At 65.6% G+C, this 20,420-nt stretch carries 17 protein-coding genes, 2 pseudogenes and 1 riboswitch; of the genes and pseudogenes, 13 read left to right on the forward strand and 6 right to left on the reverse strand.

The window, feature by feature from the left end; genetic code table 11:
* Positions 1-78: 78 nt before the first annotated feature.
* Positions 79-549 (forward strand): Lrp/AsnC family transcriptional regulator, encoded by a 471-nt coding sequence (locus F753_RS31800; protein ID WP_003281718.1) that lies wholly within the window; start codon positions 79-81, stop codon positions 547-549.
* Positions 550-787: 238 nt separating this feature from the next.
* Here F753_RS31800 and F753_RS31805 read toward each other — a convergent pair whose 3' ends face one another.
* The gene (locus F753_RS31805; RefSeq protein WP_023444654.1) at positions 788-1,201 is read right to left on the reverse strand and encodes a DUF192 domain-containing protein; all 414 of its coding nucleotides are present in this window, start codon (positions 1,199-1,201) and stop codon (positions 788-790) included.
* A 106-nt stretch (positions 1,202-1,307) separates the two neighbouring features.
* Here F753_RS31805 and F753_RS31810 point away from each other — a divergent pair, with 106 nt between their 5' ends.
* The 4 genes from F753_RS31810 (at position 1,308) to F753_RS31825 (ending at position 6,225) form a co-directional block, all read left to right on the forward strand.
* Positions 1,308-2,648, forward strand: coding sequence for a short-chain fatty acid transporter (locus F753_RS31810; protein WP_023444655.1), 1,341 nt, complete (start codon positions 1,308-1,310; stop codon positions 2,646-2,648).
* Positions 2,649-2,918: 270 nt separating this feature from the next.
* Positions 2,919-4,310, forward strand: coding sequence for a GntP family permease (locus F753_RS31815; RefSeq protein WP_023444656.1), 1,392 nt, complete (start codon positions 2,919-2,921; stop codon positions 4,308-4,310).
* A 110-nt stretch (positions 4,311-4,420) separates the two neighbouring features.
* Positions 4,421-5,191 carry a 3-hydroxybutyrate dehydrogenase gene (locus F753_RS31820; RefSeq protein WP_003301975.1) on the forward strand — a complete coding sequence of 257 codons (771 nt, stop codon included), beginning with the start codon at positions 4,421-4,423 and terminating at the stop codon, positions 5,189-5,191.
* A 137-nt stretch (positions 5,192-5,328) separates the two neighbouring features.
* Positions 5,329-6,225, forward strand: coding sequence for a ribose-phosphate diphosphokinase (locus tag F753_RS31825; protein WP_023444657.1), 897 nt, complete (start codon positions 5,329-5,331; stop codon positions 6,223-6,225).
* Between the two features lie 210 nt (positions 6,226-6,435).
* On the opposite strand, the pseudogene F753_RS31830 reads toward F753_RS31825, so the two are convergent.
* From F753_RS31830 to F753_RS31840, 3 genes and pseudogenes are all read right to left on the reverse strand, one after another.
* Positions 6,436-7,217 (reverse strand): annotated as a pseudogene (locus tag F753_RS31830) (DNA-formamidopyrimidine glycosylase family protein).
* A gap of 66 nt (positions 7,218-7,283) precedes the next feature.
* Positions 7,284-8,168: an RluA family pseudouridine synthase gene (locus tag F753_RS31835; RefSeq protein WP_031297382.1), complete on the reverse strand. Its 885-nt coding sequence runs from the start codon at positions 8,166-8,168 to the stop codon at positions 7,284-7,286.
* Positions 8,169-8,331: 163 nt separating this feature from the next.
* Positions 8,332-8,595, reverse strand: coding sequence for a PepSY domain-containing protein (locus F753_RS31840; RefSeq protein WP_023444659.1), 264 nt, complete (start codon positions 8,593-8,595; stop codon positions 8,332-8,334).
* Positions 8,596-8,820: 225 nt separating this feature from the next.
* Between F753_RS31840 and F753_RS31845 the strand changes: the two are divergent.
* Positions 8,821-9,596 (forward strand): annotated as a pseudogene (locus tag F753_RS31845) (DUF899 domain-containing protein).
* Between the two features lie 2 nt (positions 9,597-9,598).
* On the opposite strand, the gene F753_RS31850 reads toward F753_RS31845, so the two are convergent.
* Entirely contained in the window at positions 9,599-9,955 is a 357-nt protein-coding gene (locus F753_RS31850) for a copper-binding protein (protein ID WP_023444661.1), read from the reverse strand.
* Between the two features lie 172 nt (positions 9,956-10,127).
* On the opposite strand from F753_RS31850, the gene F753_RS31855 reads away from it, so the two are divergent.
* Genes F753_RS31855 through F753_RS31870 form a run of 4 tightly spaced genes read left to right on the forward strand, consistent with a single transcriptional unit; the run spans position 10,128 to position 12,728 of the window.
* Positions 10,128-10,436, forward strand: coding sequence for a PepSY domain-containing protein (locus F753_RS31855; RefSeq protein ID WP_023444662.1), 309 nt, complete (start codon positions 10,128-10,130; stop codon positions 10,434-10,436).
* Positions 10,437-10,444: 8 nt separating this feature from the next.
* Positions 10,445-10,750: a PepSY domain-containing protein gene (locus tag F753_RS31860; RefSeq protein ID WP_003301964.1), complete on the forward strand. Its 306-nt coding sequence runs from the start codon at positions 10,445-10,447 to the stop codon at positions 10,748-10,750.
* A complete protein-coding gene (locus F753_RS31865; RefSeq protein ID WP_023444663.1) occupies positions 10,750-11,415 on the forward strand; it encodes a response regulator transcription factor in 666 nt (221 codons plus the stop codon). The genes F753_RS31860 and F753_RS31865 overlap by 1 nt, the downstream gene beginning before the upstream one ends.
* Complete coding sequence (locus tag F753_RS31870; RefSeq protein ID WP_023444664.1) at positions 11,412-12,728, forward strand: sensor histidine kinase; 1,317 nt, start codon at positions 11,412-11,414, stop codon at positions 12,726-12,728. The genes F753_RS31865 and F753_RS31870 overlap by 4 nt, the downstream gene beginning before the upstream one ends.
* A 3-nt stretch (positions 12,729-12,731) precedes the next feature.
* Here the strand turns inward: F753_RS31870 and F753_RS31875 are convergent, their stop codons facing one another.
* On the reverse strand, positions 12,732-12,947 hold the full coding sequence (locus tag F753_RS31875) for a DUF3509 domain-containing protein (protein ID WP_023444665.1): 216 nt from the start codon (positions 12,945-12,947) through the stop codon (positions 12,732-12,734).
* Between the two features lie 325 nt (positions 12,948-13,272).
* Here F753_RS31875 and F753_RS31880 point away from each other — a divergent pair, with 325 nt between their 5' ends.
* The 3 genes from F753_RS31880 (at position 13,273) to F753_RS31890 (ending at position 19,958) form a co-directional block, all read left to right on the forward strand.
* Entirely contained in the window at positions 13,273-14,145 is an 873-nt protein-coding gene (locus F753_RS31880; protein ID WP_023444667.1) for a helix-turn-helix transcriptional regulator, read from the forward strand.
* A gap of 918 nt (positions 14,146-15,063) precedes the next feature.
* Positions 15,064-16,308 (forward strand): exonuclease SbcCD subunit D C-terminal domain-containing protein, encoded by a 1,245-nt coding sequence (locus F753_RS31885; protein WP_023444668.1) that lies wholly within the window; start codon positions 15,064-15,066, stop codon positions 16,306-16,308.
* Positions 16,305-19,958 carry an AAA family ATPase gene (locus F753_RS31890; RefSeq protein WP_023444669.1) on the forward strand — a complete coding sequence of 1,218 codons (3,654 nt, stop codon included), beginning with the start codon at positions 16,305-16,307 and terminating at the stop codon, positions 19,956-19,958. Before F753_RS31885 ends, F753_RS31890 begins: the two co-directional genes overlap by 4 nt.
* Before the next feature lie 237 nt (positions 19,959-20,195).
* Positions 20,196-20,412: riboswitch (cobalamin riboswitch) on the forward strand.
* Positions 20,413-20,420: the final 8 nt, after the last annotated feature.

Genomic DNA, 20,420 nt, shown 5'->3' on the forward strand with positions numbered 1-20,420 from the left:
ATTTTCTTTCTACTTTTGCGGTAGAACAGCGCTTCTATGCATGACCCATTCGCTAACAACAAGAAAACAGGCACGACCATGCAGACTTCGCCACTGAGCAGCATCGATCGCAAGATCCTCCTGCTGCTGCAACACAACGCCGACCTCTCCGCCGCGGAAATCGCCGAGAAGGTCGAGCTGTCACAATCGCCCTGCTGGCGACGCATCCATCGCATGCAGGAGGAAGGGCTGATCGAGCGCAAGGTCGCCCTGCTCAATCCGAAGAAACTCGGGCTGAACATGACGGTGTTCGTCAACATCAAGCTCTCGGCCCACGGTCGCAGCAACCTCGACGAGTTCGAGCGGGCGGTGGTGGGTTACCCCGAGGTGTTGGAGTGCCACACCATGGCCGGCGAGTCGGACTACCTGCTCAAGGTGGTGGCGCGCGATATCGACAGTTACGAACGCTTCCTGCGTGACCAGCTCCTGCAGCGCCCCCACGTGCAGGAGGCGCACTCGCATATCGCCATGAGCGAGGTGAAGCGGACCACGGAGTTGCCGCTGGATTGAGCCTTCAGACCGGGTTCGCAGCAGGCGGTGGATAAGGCGGAGCCGTTATCCACCCTACGGGCGAAGCAGCCGCCACGAGGGAATGAAAGCGTAAGGTGGAAAACGGCCAGAGCCTTTTCCACGCGTCCACCAAGATCGCCTCCGACACCGTCGCAAACATCCGCATGCGTCGGGCCTGGTTACGGTGAATAAGACTTCGCCGTTATCCACCGTACGCACCGACGCACCGCTTGCACTCCTACTCCTCCGGTATCCCTTCCAGCAGCGCGTCCCGTCCGATCTCCCGCTCGGCGAACCAGCCCTGATCCATCTCCAGCGCGTAACGTGCCGGCCGCTTCGAACAACGAATCTGGGTATTGAACGGCTCCAGATCGATCACATCGACCAGAAGCCCGTCCTCATCGAAGAACGCCGCGGACAAGGGCAGCGGTGTGTCCTTCATCCACAGGCAGTGCCGGCGCACTTCATCAAAGCGGAACAGCATGCCGCTGTCGGCGGCCAGTTCGCTGCGCCCCATCAGCCCGCGTTCGCGCTGGGCGACGGTCTGCGCGTATTCGGCGTGCAGCTCGTAGCCCTGAAGGCGCAGCCGCAGCGGCTCTTGCGCCTGAGCGGAGCCCACAAGCAGCAGGGACAGTAAAAGCGCAACACGCATCGACCAACCTCCTCAAGCGCAGCGGGAACAGCCGGCCGCCGCCGCACTCATAAGCGAAGCGCCGCACCTGCGCGGCGACATAACGACAACAAGGGAGAACCCCATCGTGCTCAACAGAATAACCGCGGCCAGCGTCTACCTGGTGCAACGCTTCCTGCCCTCGCCCTTCGTCTTCGCCATCCTGCTCACGCTGATCGTGCTGATCGCCGCCATGCTCAGCACCGGTCAGGGCCTGACGGCCATGGCCCAGCACTGGGGCAACGGCTTCTGGAACCTGCTGGCCTTCACCATGCAGATGTCGCTGATCCTGGTCACCGGCCATGCCCTGGCACGGGCGCCGGCGATCAACCGACTGCTCGACCGCATGGCCCGCATCCCGCAGTCGCCGGGGCAGGCGATCATTCTCGTGACGCTGGTGGCGTTGGCCGGTTCCTGGATCAACTGGGGTTTCGGTTTGGTCATTGGAGCAGTCTTCGCCCGCGCGCTGGCACGCCAGGTGCGCGGCGTCGACTATCCGCTGCTGGTGGCCTCGGCCTACTCCGGCTTCCTGATCTGGCACGGCGGCTTTTCCGGCTCGATTCCGCTGTCGCTGGCCAGCGGCGGGGCCGATCTGGAGAAGATGACCGGCGGTGCACTGACCGAGGCCATCGGCGTTGGCCAGACGCTGTTCGCCTCCTACAACCTGATCATCATCGCCGTGCTGGTGGTCGGCCTGCCGCTGCTGAACTGGGCCATGCAGCCGAAGACGCCGAAAGTGGTCGACCCGGCGCTGCTGGAGGAACCCCAGCCAAGCGACATCCCGCGGGAGACCGCTACCCAGCGCCTGGACGACAGCCGCACCCTCGGCCTGATCATGGTCGCGCTGGCGGTGCTGTTCTTCTACCGGCACTTCAGCGAGAACGGCCTGGCGTTGAGCCTGAACATCGTGATCTCGATCTTTCTCTTCACCGGCCTGCTGATGCATGGCACGCCGGAGCGCTACATGCGCGCCATCGAGGAGAGCATTCGCGGCATCGCCGGCATCGTCGTGCAGTTCCCTTTCTACGCCGGGATCATGGGGATGATGGTCGGCGCCAATGCGGCCGGCGTATCGCTCGGCCGACAGGTCACTGACACCTTCGTAACCTGGTCGACGACCGAGAGCTTCCCGGTGCTGGCCTTTCTCAGCGCCGGGCTGGTCAACGTCTTCGTGCCCTCCGGTGGCGGCCAGTGGGCAGTGCAGGGGCCGATCATGCTGCCGGCTGGCGCGGCGCTGGGCGTGGCGCCGGAAGTCACGGCCATGGCGATCGCCTGGGGCGATGCCTGGACCAACATGATCCAGCCGTTCTGGGCGCTGCCGCTGCTGGGCATCGCCGGGCTCGGTGCCCGCGACATCATGGGCTATTGCCTGCTCTGCCTGGTGTTCTCCGGCGTGGTGATCGCCGGCGGGCTCTATTTCCTGACCTGAGGCCGGAGCATTCCGGACGGCAACGCTGTCCGGAATGCTGGACCGCACTGTCCAGGATGCAAGACACAAGCGCCGTCCAACGATCTGGACACTCAAGATAAAGACCATGCAAATCAGCGAGTTGCGTATCTGGCACGGAACTCGCTAAATCACCGTGCGGCCTGTCCGCAGCCGAAACAAGAAAAACAAGCGCCTGCCGTGCAGCAGCGAGTCCCCGAATGCCCTCGGCAGCGTTCGGTCGTGCCGCACGGGGCCAGGAGATCGTCCCCGATGAGCGTCGTCATCGCCCTTGCTGCATTGGCCCTGCTGATGCTCGCCGCCTACCGCGGCTACAGTGTCATCCTGTTTGCTCCCATCGCCGCCATGGGTGCGGTGCTGCTCACCGACCCGCCCGCCGTGGCGCCGTCGTTCACCGGCATCTTCATGGAGAAGATGGTCGGCTTCATCAAGCTCTATTTCCCGGTATTCCTGCTCGGTGCGGTGTTCGGCAAGCTGATCGAAATGTCCGGCTTCTCGCGCTCCATCGTCGCCGCGGCGATCCGCCTGCTCGGCACCAGCCAGGCGATGCTGGTGATCGTGCTGGTCTGCGCACTGCTGACCTACGGCGGCGTGTCGCTGTTCGTCGTGGTGTTTGCCGTGTACCCGTTCGCCGCAGAGATGTTCCGCCAGAGCAACATGCCCAAGCGGCTGATCCCGGCGACCATCGCCCTCGGCGCATTCACCTTCACAATGACTGCCATTCCCGGCACGCCGCAGATCCAGAACATCATCCCCACCACCTTCTTCAATACCAACACCTGGGCGGCGCCCTGGCTCGGCCTGATCGGCACCCTCTTCGTATTCGGCCTGGGCATGCTCTATCTCAAGTGGCAGCTCGGCAAGGCCATGGCCGCCGGCGAAGGCTATGGCACCAACCTGCGCAATGAACCGGAGACGCCGGCCGACATCGCCCTGCCCAACCCCTGGCTGGCGCTGTCGCCGCTGCTTCTGGTGCTGGTCGCCAATCTCTTGTTCACCCGCTGGATTCCCGAGTTCTACGGCGCCAGCCACACGCTGCAGCTGCCCGGCATGAGCGCTCCGCTGGTCACCGAGGTCGGCAAGCTCACCGCGATCTGGGCGGTGGAGGCCGCGCTGCTGCTGGGCATCGCCCTGGTACTGGCGACCAGCTTCGGCACCCTGCGCGGCAAGCTCGCCGAGGGCAGCCGCACGGCGGTCGGTGGTTCGCTGCTGGCGGCGATGAACACCGCGTCGGAATTCGGCTTCGGCGCGGTGATCGCCTCGCTGCCGGGCTTCATCGTGGTGGCCGATGCGCTGTCGGCGATTCCCAATCCGCTGATCAACGAAGCCATCACCGTCAACCTGCTGGCCGGCATTACCGGCTCGGCCTCCGGCGGCATGAGCATTGCGCTGGCCGCGATGGCCGACAATTTCGTCGCCGCCGCCAACGCCGCACAGATACCGCTGGAAGTGCTGCACCGGGTTGCCTCGATGGCCTCCGGCGGCCTCGACACCCTGCCGCACAACGGCGCGGTGATCACGTTGCTGGCAGTCACCGGACTGACCCACCGCGAATCCTACAAGGACATCTTCGCCATCACCCTGATCGCCACCGCCGCGGCCTTCTTCGTGATCGGCGTGTACTACGCTACCGGCATCGTCTGATCGCGGCGCTTCGCCGATATCGGCGAGCACCACGACATCTGCGATTGCCTTCCGACAACAAGAAAAACAAAGGCGCCGCCCCGTGCGGTCGCCACCAAGCGGGAGAAACCATGAACCTCACAGGCAAGACCGCACTGGTCACCGGCTCCACCAGCGGCATCGGGCTGGGCATTGCGCTGAAGCTGGCCGAGGCCGGCGCCGATCTGATCCTCAACGGCTTCGGCGATGCCTCGGCAGCGCTGGCGGAGGTCGGCAGACACGGCCGCAAGGTCGGGCACCACGGGGCGGACGTGTCCGATCCGGCACAGATCGCCGAGCTGTTCGCCTATGCCGAGCGCGACTTCGGCGGCGTCGACATTCTGGTCAACAACGCCGGCATCCAGCATGTCGCGCCGGTGGAGCAGTTTCCGGTGGAGCGCTGGGACGCCATCATCGCCATCAACCTGTCCTCGGCGTTCCACACCACACGCCTGGCCCTGCCCGGCATGCGCGAGCGCAACTGGGGACGGATCATCAACGTCGCCTCGGTGCACGGGCTGGTGGGCTCCGAGCAGAAGGCCGCCTACGTCGCCGCCAAGCACGGCCTGGTCGGGCTGACCAAGGTCGTCGCGCTGGAAACCGCCACCACGCCGATCACCTGCAATGCCATCTGCCCCGGTTGGGTGCTGACCCCGCTGGTGCAACAACAGATCGACGAGCGCGCGCGGGAAAGTGGTGACGAACAGCGCGCCCGCCACGATCTGCTCGCCGAAAAGCAGCCCTCGCTGGACTTCGTCACCCCCGCACAGCTGGGTGCCATGGCGCTGTTCCTGTGCAGCGAAGCCGGTGACCAGGTACGCGGCGCGGCATGGAACATGGACGGCGGCTGGGCAGCGCGCTGACGACGACTGGCCACCCCCGGCGAACGGCTGCGCATCGCAGGCTGTCTGTATCCCATTCAGGCGGACTGCCGCGCCGAGATCGCCAGAGGTTCAGGTCGGCAGCGCCGGACAGCCAAAAAACCGTTTCGGGAGTGCCGATGCAAAGCCAGCTGCTGTATTTCGATGACGAGCGCGCCGCCGCCCTGCGGCTGGCCGAAGCCTCTGGGCTGGCCGCCGCGGCAGTCGAGCGCCACCGCTTTCCCGATGACGAACTGCGCCTGCGTCTGCCACTGGGCGAAGGCGAGGCCATCGCCGAGCAGCTGGTGATCTACCGCGGCCTCGGCCATCCCAACGAGAAGCTGGTCGAGCTGCTGCTGATCGCCGGCGAGGCGCGCCGACTGGGCGCCAGGCGACTGATCCTGGTCACACCTTATCTGGCCTACATGCGTCAGGACATCGCCTTCAACCCGGGCGAGGTGGTCAGCCAGCGGGTCATCGGCCAGCTGCTGGCCGGGCAGTTCGACGGGCTGATCACCGTCGACCCGCACCTGCACCGCGTCGCTACGCTGCAGGAAGCCGTGCCGCTGGAAGATGCCGTCACGCTCTGCGCGGCACCGGCGCTGGCACGGCTGATCGCCGAGCGGCATCCCGATGCCCTGCTGATCGGCCCGGATGCCGAGGCGCTGCAGTGGATCGAAGCCGCTGCCGTCGAACATGGCTTCGAACACGGCGTGTGCAACAAGGTGCGCCATGGCGATCGCCAGGTCGACATCGCCCTGCCGCCGCTGGCGTTTGCCGGGCGCCATGTGGTGCTGCTCGATGACGTCGCCAGTTCCGGTCGCACCCTCGCCAATGCCGCGGAGAAACTGCTGGCCGCTGGCGCGGCCTCGGTAGATGTCGCCGTGACCCACGCGCTGTTCGCCGATGATGCGCTGGCGGTGATCCGCGCCGCCGGGGTCGGTCAGATCTGGAGTACCGACTGCATCGCCCATGAAAGCAATGCGGTGAGCATGGCCCCGCAACTGGCTGAGGCGCTCAGGCCGCTGCTGCGCTGAGGCGATAGGCAACGCGCAGCGGAGCCCAACCGCCTCGTGGACAAGGCGGTGCCGTTGTCCACCCTACGAGGACCCTGCACCGGCCGGCCATCTACGCTCCAACGCCACGGCCGCCGTAGGGTGGAAAACGCGCAGCTTTTCCACCGGAACCCGGCGACCACCTCGGCGGCGGCGAATCAATCGCGTGGAGAAGGCTGCGCCGTTGTACACCTACCCCTCATCCACCGCGCTCGGCTCGTCGGCAGCGATCTGCGCTGAGTCGCCATAGCGCTTCTGGCAGCGCTCGCAAAAAAATACCGGCGCTGGCTGCGCCCCAGCTCTTTCACCCTGACCAACGGAATCCGGCAGCGCACGCAGGTGGTCTTGCCGTGGGCCAGCCAGTGCGCCTTGAGCACACCAGCCCGCTTCCACTGGAGAAACTCGAAGCTGTAGGTACGCGCCTCACGCACCAGCTCGCGCAGCTTGGCCGCCGGCAGCGCGCCGATCAGCGACAGTGGATGCACGCGAACGCGGTAGAGCACCTCGTTCTTGATGATGTTGCCGGAGCCGGCGAACAGCGTCTGGTCGAGCAGTGCATCGCAGGCCAATAGCCGCGGACGTTCGCGCAGCCGCTTGAGCGTGGCGCGCGGGCTCCAGGCGTCGCTCATCAGGTCCATGCTCCAGTCGTACGTCGCATCCAGCGGCCCTTCGATCAACTGCACCGAGCAGGCGTAGAAGTTCAGCTCGCCGTTGGCAAAGCCCAGGCTCAGCCGTGCTACGGCGTCCTTGCGCTCATTGATGCGATAGCTGCCGAACAGCAGCAGGTGGATGCGGACGGAGACGTCGTCCAGCTGGATCAGGAAATGCTTGCCCCAGCTATGGAAGCTACGCACCACCTGACCGGCCAGCCGGGACATGTCGATCTTGGCGCTGCCCTCGGCACGTTCGATGGTGCGCCCGGCGAATGCCGCGACTTCTTCACGCAGGATGACGATGGAAGGACCTTCGGGCATGGCTGCACCAGGGGCTGGGCTGTCTTGGATTTGAGACTCGCCAACCCCGCGAAGGTGCGCCCGCCGTTACCAATCCAGTTGCAGCGTGCTCTCGAATTCGCGCGGCGCTCCGCTCAGCGGATCGCTGAAGCGCAAGCCACGCGCCAGCAGCTTCAGTGGCCGCGCGTAGTCGTCGGCCTCACGTTCGCTGCGCTCGAGCAGCTCGGGATAGAACGGGTCATTGCAGATACCGGCGCCGAGCGTGGCCATGTGCAGGCGCAGCTGGTGCTTTTTGCCGCTGATGGGGGAGAGCCCGTAGCGCCAGAGGTCGCCGCGCCGTTCGAGCACCTCGATCAGCGTTTCGCTGTTCGGCTCACCGGCGCCCTCACGCATCAGGAAAAAGGGGTCGCCCGGCACCATGCACAGGCGTCGGCGCAGGGGAAATTCGAGATGCGGCAGCGCCGGGCAGATTGCCTCGTAGCGCTTGCTGATCTCCCGCTCACGGAACAGCGCCTGGTAGGCACCACGGCTCTCCCGGTTGGCCGAGAACAGCACCAGACCGGCGGTGAGCCGATCGATACGATGAATCGGCACCAGATCGCCGTTACCCAGCCGTTTGCTGAGCCGCGCCAGCAGGGTTTCGTTGACGTATTCGCCGGCCGGCATCACCGAGAGAAAGTGCGGTTTGTCGGCTACCACCAGATGCTCGTCGACATGCAGGATGCGTTCTTCGAACGGCACCGGGATCTCATTCGGCACTTCGCGAAAGTAATGAATGCGCATGCCTACCCGATAGGTCTGCGCGGCATCGATCGGCTGCATCTGCGCATCAAGCACGCGGCCGCGGGCGATGCGATCGAGCCAGGTAGCGCGACTGATCGCAGGGAAGTGCGCGCACAGGCAGTCGAGCACCGTAGGCCAATCGCCTGGCGGCAGATGCAGGGTGCTGGGGCGGGAACTGGAAGCGGACATGAATGCAGCTACACGGTAGCGACGAGGGAGGTGGATGATACCTGCTCTGTCAGTAGCTGCCTCCCGTTGCGGGAGAGCGGTGGCAAGTGGCTGCTGAGCGCAGCGCCGCCAGGGGGCAGGCGATGCGCTCAGCGAAGACGCCAGGCGAGAGGAACGCGCAGGCTCAGTCTTCCTTGTCCTTGGTCACTTCGCCGGTACGGCCATCGATCTTGAACTCGTACTTCTTGCCGTCCTGCTTCATGCCCTCGCCTTCCCAGCCATCATCATCGGCCTCGATGCCGTGCAGTTCGGTGTAGCCGGCGGCCTTGGCCTTCTCTACGGCCTGTTCGAGGCTGATCCAGTCGGCGCCGGGCTTGTCGGCGGCGAAGGCAGCACCAGAACCGAGGATGGCAACGGCGAGCGCGGCGGTCAGTGTCTTGTTGTACATCTCGTTATTCCTTCTGCGAACGGGATCAGATCGGGCCATACGGTTGGCCCTTGCCTGAATTACGAGCGCGGCGGCGGCCGCTAAGTTCAACCACAGCGCCGCCAGCCGCCGGACGTTCCCTGGCCCGATGTCGATTTCGCCCGGCGCCAATCGACTCTGTCACAGGGCCATTGCCGCGCGGCGGTGGCTCCGCGCCCGATTTCAATCCGCGCCCCGGAGGTCTACATGGCAACGCACAAGGTCGTATCCGATCAGGACTGGCTGGCCGCCCACAGCGCCCATCTGCAGGACGAGAAACAGCTCACCCGCCAGCGCGATGCGCTCAGCGAAAAGCGTCGGCAACTGCCCTGGCGACGCCTTGCGCAGGACTATCGCTTTCACGATGCCAGCGGCGCGGTTCGCCTGAGCGAGCTGTTCGAGGGTCGCAGCCAGCTGGTGATCAAGCACTTCATGTTCGGCCCGGACTGGACCGAGGGTTGCGTCGGCTGTTCGTTCGAGGCCGATCATATCGGCGGTGCGCTACTGCACCTGCTGCAGCATGACGTCAGCTTCGCCGCCATCTCCCGCGCGCCATTCGAGCGGCTGGAGGCGTTCCGCCAGCGCATGGGCTGGCAGTTCCGCTGGCTGTCGTCGGCCGGCAGCACGTTCAACCGCGACTTCCACGTGTCCTTCGATGCCGAGGACATCGTCGAGGGCAAGGTCTTCTACAACTACGCTTGGCAACCCTTCGTCTGCGAGGAGCTGTCGGGCTTCAGTGTTTTCTATCGCGACCCGCAGGGCGACATCTTCCACACCTTCTCGGCCTATGGTCGCGGCGCGGAAGAACTGCTCGGCACCTATGTCCTGCTGGACATGACGCCCAACGGTCGCAACGAAACGGGCCCGCGGCACAACCTCACCGACTGGGTACGCCTGCACGACCGTACGACAGCGATGATCGCGTTGCTCCGAGCGGACGCTCAGAGCCCGCCGGCTGCTGCCACGAGCAGGCGCGACGCTGAGACTACTGCCGTCGAATGAAGACGATCTGCGGGTCCATCTCGCCGTTGCTGAAGCGGAACTCCACCGCATCGCCCACGGCCAGCCCGCCGAGCTGTGCGGCGTCCGCCTTGAACGGCATCACCATCGCCGGCCACTTCAACTCCGGCACCGGCCCGTGGGCGATGGTGACGCTGCCCTGCTGGGCATCGATGGCGCGGATCACGCCTTCGGCCAGGTAAGCGGGCTCGGCCTCCAGGCTGTTGCCAGCCGCCACATCATCGACCGGTGGCGGTGTGGTGGAGGGCTTCAGCAGATCCTCGGCAGAGGCCTGGCCACTCAGCCCGAGGGTCGCAAGCAGTACGAGAAACACGGTTTTCATGACGACTCACCCCGATCGATCGGTCGTGCTGACCTGCAGCAAGCGTAGTCCCCATGGCGCGGTTCGCCCTCGCCCGAACGGTGCATTCGCAGCCGCCTGGCGACGTTCAGTTTCGTTTAAGCAAGCCCCCGTAACCTGTGAATCGTCGAAACCAACCACAGGAATCAAAACCATGAAAACACTGACTACGCTGTTCACCGCCGCCACCCTCGCCCTGGGCGCCAACCTGGCCATGGCCCGCGACCTCGGCCCGGACGAAGCGTTGAAACTGCGCGACGCTGGGACCATCCAGTCGTTCGAGAAGCTCAACGAAGCCGCGCTGGCCAAGCACCCCGGCGCCACCATCGAAGAAACCGAGCTGGAAGAGGAATATGGCCGCCACATCTATCAGCTTGAACTGCGCGACGACAAAGGTGTGCAATGGGACGTCGAGCTCGACGCCAAGACCGGCGAAGTGCTGAAGGACCATCAGGACGACTGAGGCCATCCATGCGTGCCCCCCTTTTCGTAACCGTTCCACTGACCCTGCTGCTCGCTGCCACTCCGGCGGCGAGCCGCGACCTGGACCAGGATGAGGCCCTGCGGCTGCGCCGCGAGGGTCTGATCATGCCGCTGGAAGCTCTGCTCCAGCGCGCCATGGAGCGCTATCCGGGGGCCAGCCTGCTGGAAGCGGAGCTGGAGGAGGAAGATGGCATCTACGTTTACGAGATCGAATTGCTCACCACCGACGGCGTTGCCCGCGAACTGGAACTGGATGCCCGCGACGGGCGCCTGCTCAAGGATGAAGAAGACTGATGCGTCTGCTACTGGTCGAAGACAACGTTCCGCTGGCCGACGAACTGGTCGCCAGCCTCAGCCGCAACGGCTATGCCATCGACTGGCTGGCCGATGGCCGCGACGCCGGATACCAGGGCGCCAGCGAGCCCTATGACCTGATCATTCTCGACCTCGGCTTGCCTGGCAAACCGGGGCTGGAGGTGCTGCGCGACTGGCGTGCCGGCGGCCTCACCACACCGGTGCTGATCCTTACCGCGCGCGGCTCCTGGGCCGAGCGCATCGACGGTCTCAAGGCCGGCGCCGACGACTACCTGACCAAGCCCTTTCATCCCGAAGAACTGCTGCTGCGCATCCAGGCGCTGCTGCGCCGTGCCCACGGCCTGGCCAACCAGCCCATGTTGCAGGCCGGCGGCCTGGAACTGGACGAGGCGCGCCAGTGCTGTCGCAAGGATGGCCAGGACATCGAACTCACCGCCGGAGAATTCCGCCTGCTGCGCTATTTCATGCTGCATCCGGGGCAGCTGCTGTCGAAAACCCAGCTGACCGAACACCTGTACGACGGTGAAACCGAGCGCGATTCAAACGTCATCGAGGTGCATATCAACCGGCTGCGCGGCAAGCTCGGCCGCGAGCTGATCGAAACGCGCCGCGGCCAGGGCTATCGCTTCGGCGGCCAGCCGTGAAGTCCATCCAGCGCAGCCTCAGCCTGGCGCTGATCGCCACCCTGCTACTGGTCGCGCTGGTGCTGGTGCAGACCAGCCTGTGGCTCTTCGAGTCAGGCCTCAGGCGCAGTCTGGAAACCGATCTGCGCGAGGAAACCGAGGGCCTGCTGATTGCCCTCGTGAAAGGGCCGAACGGCGATCAGCTGGACGTGCAGCGCCTCAACCCGCGCTATCAACGGCCGTTCTCCGGCCACTATTTCAAGATCGAACTGCCCGAGCGCACCTGGCGCTCCCGCTCGCTGTGGGACGCCTCGCCAGAATGGCCGGAACGCGCGGGCCTGGCGGACGAACTGCTCGACGGCCCGCAGGAACAGCGACTGCTGGGTTATCGCGCCGAGTACCGCCGCGACGGCCAGCCGATCATCATCAGCGTGGCGCAGGACTACACGCCGGTCCTCGAAAGTTTTGCCCGCGTGCGGCTGAGCGGTCTGGGCCTGGTCGGTTTCGCCCTGCTCGCCCTGCTGCTGTTGCAGCGCTATGCCATGGGACTGGCACTGCGCCCGCTGGAGCGCGCGCGGCAGCAGATCGCCCAGCTGCAGCAGGGCCAGCGCCAGCAGCTGGACCAGCAGGCGCCCGTCGAGCTGCAGCCGCTGGTCGAGCAGATCAACCACCTGCTCAGCCACACCGAAGACACCTTGCAGCGCTCGCGACATGCCCTGGGCAACCTCGGTCACGCGCTGAAGACGCCACTGGCAGTGCTCGGCAGCCTGGTGCAACGCGAAGAACTCGCCGCCCACCCCGAACTGCAGGCCAGCCTGCAGGAGCAGCTGGAGCAGATCCAGCAACGGGTCAGCCGCGAACTGGGCCGGGCGCGGCTATCGGTGGACGTGCTGCCCGGTGCGCATTTCGACTGCGACGCGGAACTGCCGGCACTGTTCGATACGCTGGCGATGATCCACCGCAGCGGCCTCGACCTGCGCTGGCAGGCGCCCGCCGGCTGCCGCCTGCCGCGTGATCGCGAGGACATGCTCGAGCTGCTGGGCAATCTGCTGGATAACGCCTGCAAGTGGGCCGGTAGCCGCGTCGAGCTGAGCATCGAGCGCAGCGGCGATGGCTTCGTCCTGCTGGTGGACGACGACGGACCGGGGATTCCGGCGGCACAGCGCGAGCAGGTCATCAGCCGTGGCGTACGGCTGGACGAGTCGGCGGAAGGTCACGGTCTGGGGCTGGGAATCGTCAGCGATATCCTGACGGCCTGGCGTGGCGAGTGGAGTCTTGAAGAAAGCCCGCTGGGCGGTTTGCGGGTGCGCATCGCACTGCCGGCGACGCGCTGAGCATCATTGCGGACGAGCCAGTTCGTTGCGCATGTCTTCGAGTATGGTTTCGACCAGCAGGGTGTTCTGCACCTGGTGCCCGGCCATGATGCGCGTGGCGTGGGTGCCATTGATCGGGTAGCCGACATGCACCAGCAGGCGACCGTCCGCTTGCGGCTCGACGCGCGTGCGGTACTGCGAGGTGAAGGTATCGGCCAGGTAGCGGGAAAGAGTCTTCATGAAGCATCTCTAGCAATGAGCCTGAGACAAAGACCCTGTTCATCGCTCGGAGATTCATGCCGTCCATCGGGAATCCACTGATCTTCATAGAACTGTAACCCTCATCACCCCTTCCGATCGCCGCTGCCATAGGCCAGCCAGGCCAGAAACAGCATCACGACGAACGCCATGCAGGACATCACCAACGCGTTGATCATCAGGCTCATGTCAGGGTCTCCTCATCCACCGGATCGAGTTGAAACATACCCCGAATATATGTAGCGTTGCGCGACACGTCGACCTGCTCGACATAGGCATGTAAATCTTTGGAACAGGTGCAGAGGCGATGAAACGCAAGCAATCGATCAGTCAGATTCGCTGGGACCTGGCGCTGCGCTACCGGCTGATCGAGACCATCGCCTGGTGGGAGGGCCGCCTGACCACGGGCCACCTGATGCAGAGCTTCGGCATCAGCCGCCAGCAGGCCTCGAAGGACATCAACACCTACCTCAACGAACATGCGCCCAAAAACCTGACATATGACCGTCACCTGAAAGGCTACAAGCCGAGCAAGGCCTTCCAGCCGCTGTTCATCGACGGCAGCGCCAGCGCCTACCTGCACCTGCTCGACCAGAACCGCGTGCGCGCCCCGCACATCGAAGGCTTGGCGCTGGCCTATGCACATACGGAAGTGCTGCAGGTGCCGGACCGCAGTATCCGACCCGAGGTGCTGCGGCCGATCCTGCAGGCCTGTCGCGAAGGGCTGCGCCTGGAGAGCGAGTACGTCTCGCTGGCCAATCCCGAGGTGGAAATCCGCGTGATGGCGCCACACACGCTGGTGTTCACCGGCATGCGCTGGCATGTGCGCGCCTACTGCGAGAAGAACCGCGAATACCGCGATTTCGTGCTCAGCCGCTTCCGTGGCGAGCCGGACCTGATGGACACCAGCGAACACACCCGCGAACAGGACGAGGCATGGAACACGCCGGTGACCGTGCTGATCGAGCCGGACGCGCGATTGAGCCCTGCGCAGAAGGCGATCATCGAGGTGGACTTCGGCATGGTCGAGGGCCAGCTGCCGGTGGAGACGCGCGGAGCGCTGGTGCAGTACGTGCTGCAGCGCTTCGGCATCGACCCGAACACCGTGCAGGCCAATGCGGCGGCGCAGCAGCTGCAGGTGGGGAATCTGCAGGCGTTGAAGGGGTGGTTGTACTCGTGAGGGCTTGTGGGGGTGGGCTTGGCCGTGAAGGGCGTCGGCACGGAATTCAGTATGTGAGCGCCGCGCTTTCCTCGGCATTTAGCTCAGGTTTCGCCCTGCTGGGCGACTTACTTTTTTCAGTCACGAAAAAAGTAAGCAAAAACGCTTGCCCCTGCATCCGGCCCGTCGCTTCGCGACGGGTTCGTTCGCTACGCCGCCGCTCCGAGGGTCGCCGTACAAGGGCCATCCATGGCCCTTTACGGCTCTCGCGGCATCCATGCCGCTCGCCCCTCTCCACGACGGCTCCGCTCACCCTCCTGAAGGGGCGACTGGTGCCGCCTGCTCGTTCGTGCAAAAAACACCAAACTGAGACTACTGCCGGGACCTTACAGGCAGTTCTGCCCCTATTTCTCGCCCGAGATGTCGGGTGGATACCTACGCAGAGTTTTCCACCGCAGGCTACAAGTAAGTTCTTGCCGGGACTGGGCAGATTAATTTGCAAACCGGCAGGTAAGCTTCGCGTTACCCACCGTACGGAACCACTTAGAAACTTCCAGTCGGCTCGGACCCCTGCCCCCGTCAGAAGGCCGAGTGGAGGCGTTGCGCAGGGGGACGCGAGGCATGGACGCCGAGCGAGGAGCGAAGGGACAGGGACGTCCCTTCGCGACGGCCCCCGGAGCGGCGCCGGAGGGAGGGGAGTTTTGCGAAGCAAAACCCGGATGTCGGGGTGGCCTTCTTTTTGGTTACTTTTTCTTGGCCAAGCAAGAAAAAGTGACGCGCCGTGCAAGGCGCAACCTGTAGTCCGGGCCGAGGAAAGCGCGGCGCGCCCAAACCGTCCACCGAAGCCCACGACAGAAGCCTTACATCCAACGCAACCACCCGCAGCACATCCCACGCCAGCGGTTCGCCACTGCACCCGCCCACAATGAGCCTGAGCCCATGCGCCTGATCCACACCTCCGACTGGCACCTCGGCCAGACCCTCCACGGCCAGGACCGCGACTTCGAACATGCGCAATTCCTCGCGTGGCTGCTCGACCAGCTGGTCGCCCACCGCGCCGACGCCCTGCTCATAGCCGGCGACGTGTTCGACACGGTCAACCCGCCACTCAAGGCCCAGGAACGCCTCTACGATTTCATCGTCCGCGCCCACGAAAAACTCCCGCAGCTGGACATCGTCATGATCGCCGGCAACCACGACTCCGGCGGGCGCATCGAGCTGCCGGCGCCGCTAATGAGGCGCCTCAACGCCCATGCAGTGGGACGCATCAGCTGGGTCGCCGAGGGCCAACTGGATCACCAGCGGCTGCTGGTGCCGCTACACGACGCCGCTGGCAACACCGCCGCCTGGTGTCTCACCCTGCCCTTCCTGCGTCCGGCCGAAGTCACCGGAATGGAACTGGGCGACGACTATATGACCGGCATCCGCCAGGTCCACGAGCGGCTGATCGCTGCTGCCGAAACCGCACGCCAACCGGGCCAGGCGCTGGTCGCCATGAGCCATGCGCACATGGCCGGCGGCGCGATCTCGGAGGAGTCCGAGCGCAATATCGTCATCGGCAACGCCGAGGCCCTGCCGGCCAGCCTGTTCCCCGAGTCCGTCGCTTACGTCGCCCTAGGCCACCTGCACAAGCCGCAGCAGGTCGCCGGGCAGGCGCGCATCCGCTACAGCGGCTCCCCCCCGCCGCCGCTGCCGCTGTCCTTTGCCGAGGTCAATTACCCGCATCAGGTGCTGCTGGTCGAACTCGATGGCGAGGCCCTGAAACAGGTCGACAGCCTGCCGGTGCCGCGCGCGGTGGAGATGATCCGCATCGGCCGCGCCCCGCTGGTCGAGGTGATCGCCGCGCTGGAGGCGCTGCCGCCCACCGGCCTGTTCGACGAACATTTGCCCTGGCTGGAGGTACGCGTGCTGCTCGACGAACCGCTGCCGGACCTGCGCCAGCGCATCGAAACCGCGATAACCGGCAAGGCCTGCCGGCTGGTGCGCATCGCCAGCGAATACGCCGGCAAGCGTGGCGAGACGGAATCGGACGTGCTGCTCGGCCTCGACCAGATCACCCCGCAGGAGCTGTTCGCCCGCGCCTGGGAAGAACAGTACGGCAACCCGGCGGACGAACAGGCGCTGGACGATTTCGCCACCCTGCTGCAACGCGTCGAGTTCGCCCATGCGGAGGACGACCGATGAGAATCCTCGCCATCCGCCTGAAAAACCTGGCCTCGCTGGCCGGTGAGCAGGTCATCGACTTCACCGCCGAACCCCTGGCCAGCGCCGGGCTGTTCGCCATCACCGGGCCCACCGGCGCCGGCAAGAGCACCATCCTCGACGCCCTGTGCCTGGCGCTGTTCGGCAGCACGCCGCGGCTGGACGGCGTCTCGCCGCTGAACAAGGTCCCCGACGTGGAGGCCGAAATCGGCGGTGGCGACGAGCGCAACCTGCTGCGCCGCGGCTGCGGCAGCGGCTACGCCGAGGTCGACTTCGTCGGCGTCGACGGTCACCGCTACCGCGCACGCTGGGAGGTCAAGCGCGCCCGCGAGAAGATCGACGGCCGCCTGCAAGCCAGCAGCCAGAGCCTCACGGATCTCGACAGCGGCACGCTCCTGGCCAGCGGTAAAAAGCGCGAGTTCAAGGAACTGCTCGAAGCGCGCCTGGGGCTGACCCTGGCCCAGTTCACCCGCGCCGTGCTGCTGGCGCAGAGCGAGTTTTCCGCCTTCCTCAAGGCCGACGACAACGAGCGTGGCACCCTGCTGGAAAAGCTCACCGATACCGGCCTCTACAGCCGTCTCGGCCAGGCCGCGTTCGAGGCCGCCAAGCAGGCGAAGGAAAGCCTGACTCGCCTGGAACAGCAGGCCGGCGGCCTCCAGCCGCTGGAGCCCGGGCAGCGTGAAGTACTGGAGCGCGAACATCAGGCCCAGCTCGAAGACTTGAGAAAGCTGCAACAGCAGCTCAAGGAGCTGGAAGCCCAGCGGCAATGGCTGAGCGAACTGCAGCGCCTGGAAAACGAGCATGAAGCGGCACGCCAGCAACTGCAGGACGCCGAAGACGAGCGCGAGAGCCTGACCGAGGCCCGCCGTATTCTCGACCTGTTCGAACGGCTCGCACCGCAGCGTCACCGCTTTCTGCGCCAGCAGGAACTCGAACCGCTGCTGGGCAAGGCCGCCGACAGCCTGGCGCGCCTGCAGCATGAGGAACAGGCCGTCCAGCAGCGCCTGGCCGAGCTGCAGAGCCAATGCAGCGCCGCCAGCGAGCAACTGCGTTCGGCCGAACACGCGCGCCAGGACGCCGAGCCGCGGCTCGTCCAGGCGCGCCGTGAAGAAGAACGCCTACAGCATCTGAACGCCGACCTCGCCTCGATCCGCGAAGAAAGCGTCCAGGCCGATGCCGCGGCGAGCACCGGCGAGGCAACGCTCAAGCAGCTCGCCGAGCAGCAACAGCGCGCCGCCGAACAGCTAGCAACGCTGACGCAGCAACTCGAGACGAGCGCAGCGCTGCAACCGCTCTGTGCAGCATGGGGCGGTTACCGTCCGCGTCTGCAACAGGCCGTCCAGCTGGCGGCACGGCTGCAGCAAGGTCAGGGCGAACTCCCGGCACTGGAAGCGCAGGCCAAGGCTGCCGAAACCCGGCAAAGCCAGGCGCGCGAGGCGCTGGACAATCTGCAACGCGAGCGCGACAGCGAACTAGGGCTGGCCGAACAGCTGGCCGGTCTGCATCGACAGCTCGACGAATGGCGCCAGGCCGAGCGCGAAACCGAGGCCCTGCGCGAACTCTGGGCGCAGCAGCTCACGCTCACCGCCAGCCGGCGCGAACTGAGCGACGCCCACATCCGCCAGCAGGCCGAGCTGGACAGCCTGGTACCGCAGGGCAAACAGCTTCGCAGTGACCGTGATGCTGCCGAGCAGGCGCTCAAGGTCACCCTCGCCCTGCTTGAACGCCAACGCCTGGCACGCAGCGAGAATGTCGAAGCGCTGCGTGCGGCGCTCGTCCCCGGCGAGCCCTGCCCGGTCTGCGGCAGCGACGAGCATCCCTGGCAGCAGACCGACGCGCTGGTCGCCAGCCTAGATCAGCACGACGACAGCGAAGCCGCGCGCGCTCGCCAGTCGCTGCAGGAACAGGACCAGCGTCTGCAGGAACTGCGCGATCGCCATGTCGCGCTCAGCACGCAGTTGCGCCAGACGCAACAACGCCAGGGCGAAGTCGAGGCGCAGCTGCGGGCCCTGGCACCGCGCCTGCTCGCCGTGCCGGCACACTCGCGATTGCTTGAGCAGCCGGAAGCCGAGCGTTCGCAATGGCTGGAAGCGCAGCTGACGACACTCAAAGACCAGATCGCCAACACCAGCCAGCGTCAGCAGCAACTGCTCGCGCTGCAACAGCGCAGCGAAACCCTGCAGCAGGCCTGGCAGGCCGCGCGCGAGGCCTGCGTCGAGGCGACCCAGCAACTCGCCCGCCAACGCGATGCGATCGCCCGCGATCACCAGCAGCTCGACGAGGAACTGCAGACCTTCGCCGAACTGCTGCCCACCGAACAACTGCAGCGTTGGCGCGAAAATCCGGCGCAGACCTTTATGCAGCTGGACACCAGCATCGCCTCGCGGCTGCAGCAACTGCAGGCGCAGACCGAGCTGGCCGATGAGCTGCGCCAGTGCGAGCAGCGCCGCAGCGACGAGCAGTTGCAACAACGCCATCGCCAGGAGAAACAGGAAAGCTGCAGCGCACGACTGACCGAGCGCGAGAAGCTGCTGCTGGCCTGCCAGCAGGCGCTGCGCACCAGCCTTGGCGAACAGGCCAGCGCCGGCACCTGGCAACAGCAGCTGGAGGCGTCCATCCAGGCTGCGCGGCAAACCCAGGCCGAGATTGATCGGCAGCTCAACGAGAGCAAGCTCGGCCTGACGCGGCTGCACAGCGAGCAGCAGAACTGTCGCCAGCGCCAAGCCGAACTGGAACAGGAACGCGACGCGCTGAATGCGGAACTGGCCACATGGCGCACCAGCCACCCGCAGCTGGACGACGCCACCCTCGCCCAGCTGCTGCACATGGATGACCAGCTGATTGCCGAGGCGCGCCAGCGCCTGCAACAGAACGCCGAAACCCTGACCCGCTGTCGCGAGCGTCTCGACGGTTGCCTCAACCGCCTGAACCTGCACAAACAGCAGCAGAGCGAAGCCCCGGATGCCGAGCAGCTGCAACAGCGCCATGCCGAGCAACTGCAGCAGTGCGAGCAGGCCGACCAGCGCTGCGCGGAAACCCGGGCCCAGCTGATCGACGACGACAAGCGCCGCAGCCAGAGCCAGGCGTTGCTCGCGCAGATCGACGCCGCACGGGCCGAGCATCAGCGCTGGGGGCGCATCGCCGCCTTGATCGGCTCCAGCGACGGCGGCGCCTTCCGCAAGATCGCCCAGGCCTACAACCTCGACCTGCTGGTGCAGCACGCCAATGTGCAGCTGCGCCAACTGGCCCGGCGCTATCGGCTCAAGCGCGGCGGCAGCCCGCTGGGGTTGCTGGTGATGGATACCGAAATGGGTGACGAACTGCGCTCGGTGCATTCGCTGTCCGGCGGCGAAACCTTCCTTGTCTCGCTGGCCCTTGCGCTGGGCCTGGCATCGATGGCGTCGAGCAAGCTGAAGATCGAATCGCTGTTCATCGACGAAGGCTTCGGCAGCCTCGACCCCGAGTCGCTGCAGATCGCCATGGACGCGCTGGATTCGCTGCAGGCCCAGGGCCGCAAGGTGGCGGTGATCAGCCACGTGGCCGAAATGCACGAACGTATCCCGGTGCAGATTCAGGTGCGCCGTCAGGGCAACGGGCAGAGTGATCTGCAGATTGTCGGCGGGCTTTCATAGGAGCTGTGGCCGTTTCGGGCAGGCCTACAGCCTGCTTCGCCGCGAGGGCGCGCCTCCTACTGGTTCGATGTGCACTGGCCTGCTTTTGGGAGGCCCGCCCTCGGGGCGAAGCTTTTGACTTTGGGCAGGCGCGCAGCCTGCATTCGCCTCGGGCACGTGCGCCAACTGGCTTGACGTGCACTGGCCCGCTTTTGCATCACCCGCTTGTGTTTCCCCAGCACCAGCCGTAAGGTTCGCGCGTTTTCTTATCCGCCCAGGTGTGCACGACCGCAAGGTCCGCATTAAACGGGAAGCCGGTGCGCTCGATGAGCAAGGCCGGCGCTGCCCCCGCAACGGTAATCGACCGCGATCCTCAGGGATCGCCGTCCGCTCCACAGCCACTGTGTTCCGACATGGGAAGGTGAGCGTGATGCGTGTCGAAAGCCCGGAGACCGGCCTGACGGATTCGACTGGTGTTGCGGA

The sequence above is a fragment of the Stutzerimonas chloritidismutans AW-1 genome (assembly GCF_000495915.1).
Classification (GTDB): Bacteria; Pseudomonadota; Gammaproteobacteria; order Pseudomonadales; family Pseudomonadaceae; genus Stutzerimonas; species Stutzerimonas chloritidismutans.

Excerpts from the sequence above, each read along its gene's own strand:
- F753_RS31885 (WP_023444668.1), top strand. The coding sequence starts at position 15,064 with ATGCGCCTGATCCACACCTCCGACTGGCACCTCGGCCAGACCCTCCAC.
- F753_RS31800 (WP_003281718.1), top strand. The coding sequence starts at position 79 with ATGCAGACTTCGCCACTGAGCAGCATCGATCGCAAGATCCTCCTGCTG.
- F753_RS31815 (WP_023444656.1), top strand. The coding sequence starts at position 2,919 with ATGAGCGTCGTCATCGCCCTTGCTGCATTGGCCCTGCTGATGCTCGCC.
- F753_RS31855 (WP_023444662.1), top strand. The coding sequence starts at position 10,128 with ATGAAAACACTGACTACGCTGTTCACCGCCGCCACCCTCGCCCTGGGC.
- F753_RS31805 (WP_023444654.1), bottom strand. The coding sequence starts at position 1,201 with ATGCGTGTTGCGCTTTTACTGTCCCTGCTGCTTGTGGGCTCCGCTCAG.
- F753_RS31890 (WP_023444669.1), top strand. The coding sequence starts at position 16,305 with ATGAGAATCCTCGCCATCCGCCTGAAAAACCTGGCCTCGCTGGCCGGT.
- F753_RS31875 (WP_023444665.1), bottom strand. The coding sequence starts at position 12,947 with ATGAAGACTCTTTCCCGCTACCTGGCCGATACCTTCACCTCGCAGTAC.
- F753_RS31825 (WP_023444657.1), top strand. The coding sequence starts at position 5,329 with ATGCAAAGCCAGCTGCTGTATTTCGATGACGAGCGCGCCGCCGCCCTG.
- F753_RS31840 (WP_023444659.1), bottom strand. The coding sequence starts at position 8,595 with ATGTACAACAAGACACTGACCGCCGCGCTCGCCGTTGCCATCCTCGGT.
- F753_RS31880 (WP_023444667.1), top strand. The coding sequence starts at position 13,273 with ATGAAACGCAAGCAATCGATCAGTCAGATTCGCTGGGACCTGGCGCTG.
- F753_RS31865 (WP_023444663.1), top strand. The coding sequence starts at position 10,750 with ATGCGTCTGCTACTGGTCGAAGACAACGTTCCGCTGGCCGACGAACTG.
- F753_RS31835 (WP_031297382.1), bottom strand. The coding sequence starts at position 8,168 with ATGTCCGCTTCCAGTTCCCGCCCCAGCACCCTGCATCTGCCGCCAGGC.
- F753_RS31860 (WP_003301964.1), top strand. The coding sequence starts at position 10,445 with ATGCGTGCCCCCCTTTTCGTAACCGTTCCACTGACCCTGCTGCTCGCT.
- F753_RS31850 (WP_023444661.1), bottom strand. The coding sequence starts at position 9,955 with ATGAAAACCGTGTTTCTCGTACTGCTTGCGACCCTCGGGCTGAGTGGC.
- F753_RS31820 (WP_003301975.1), top strand. The coding sequence starts at position 4,421 with ATGAACCTCACAGGCAAGACCGCACTGGTCACCGGCTCCACCAGCGGC.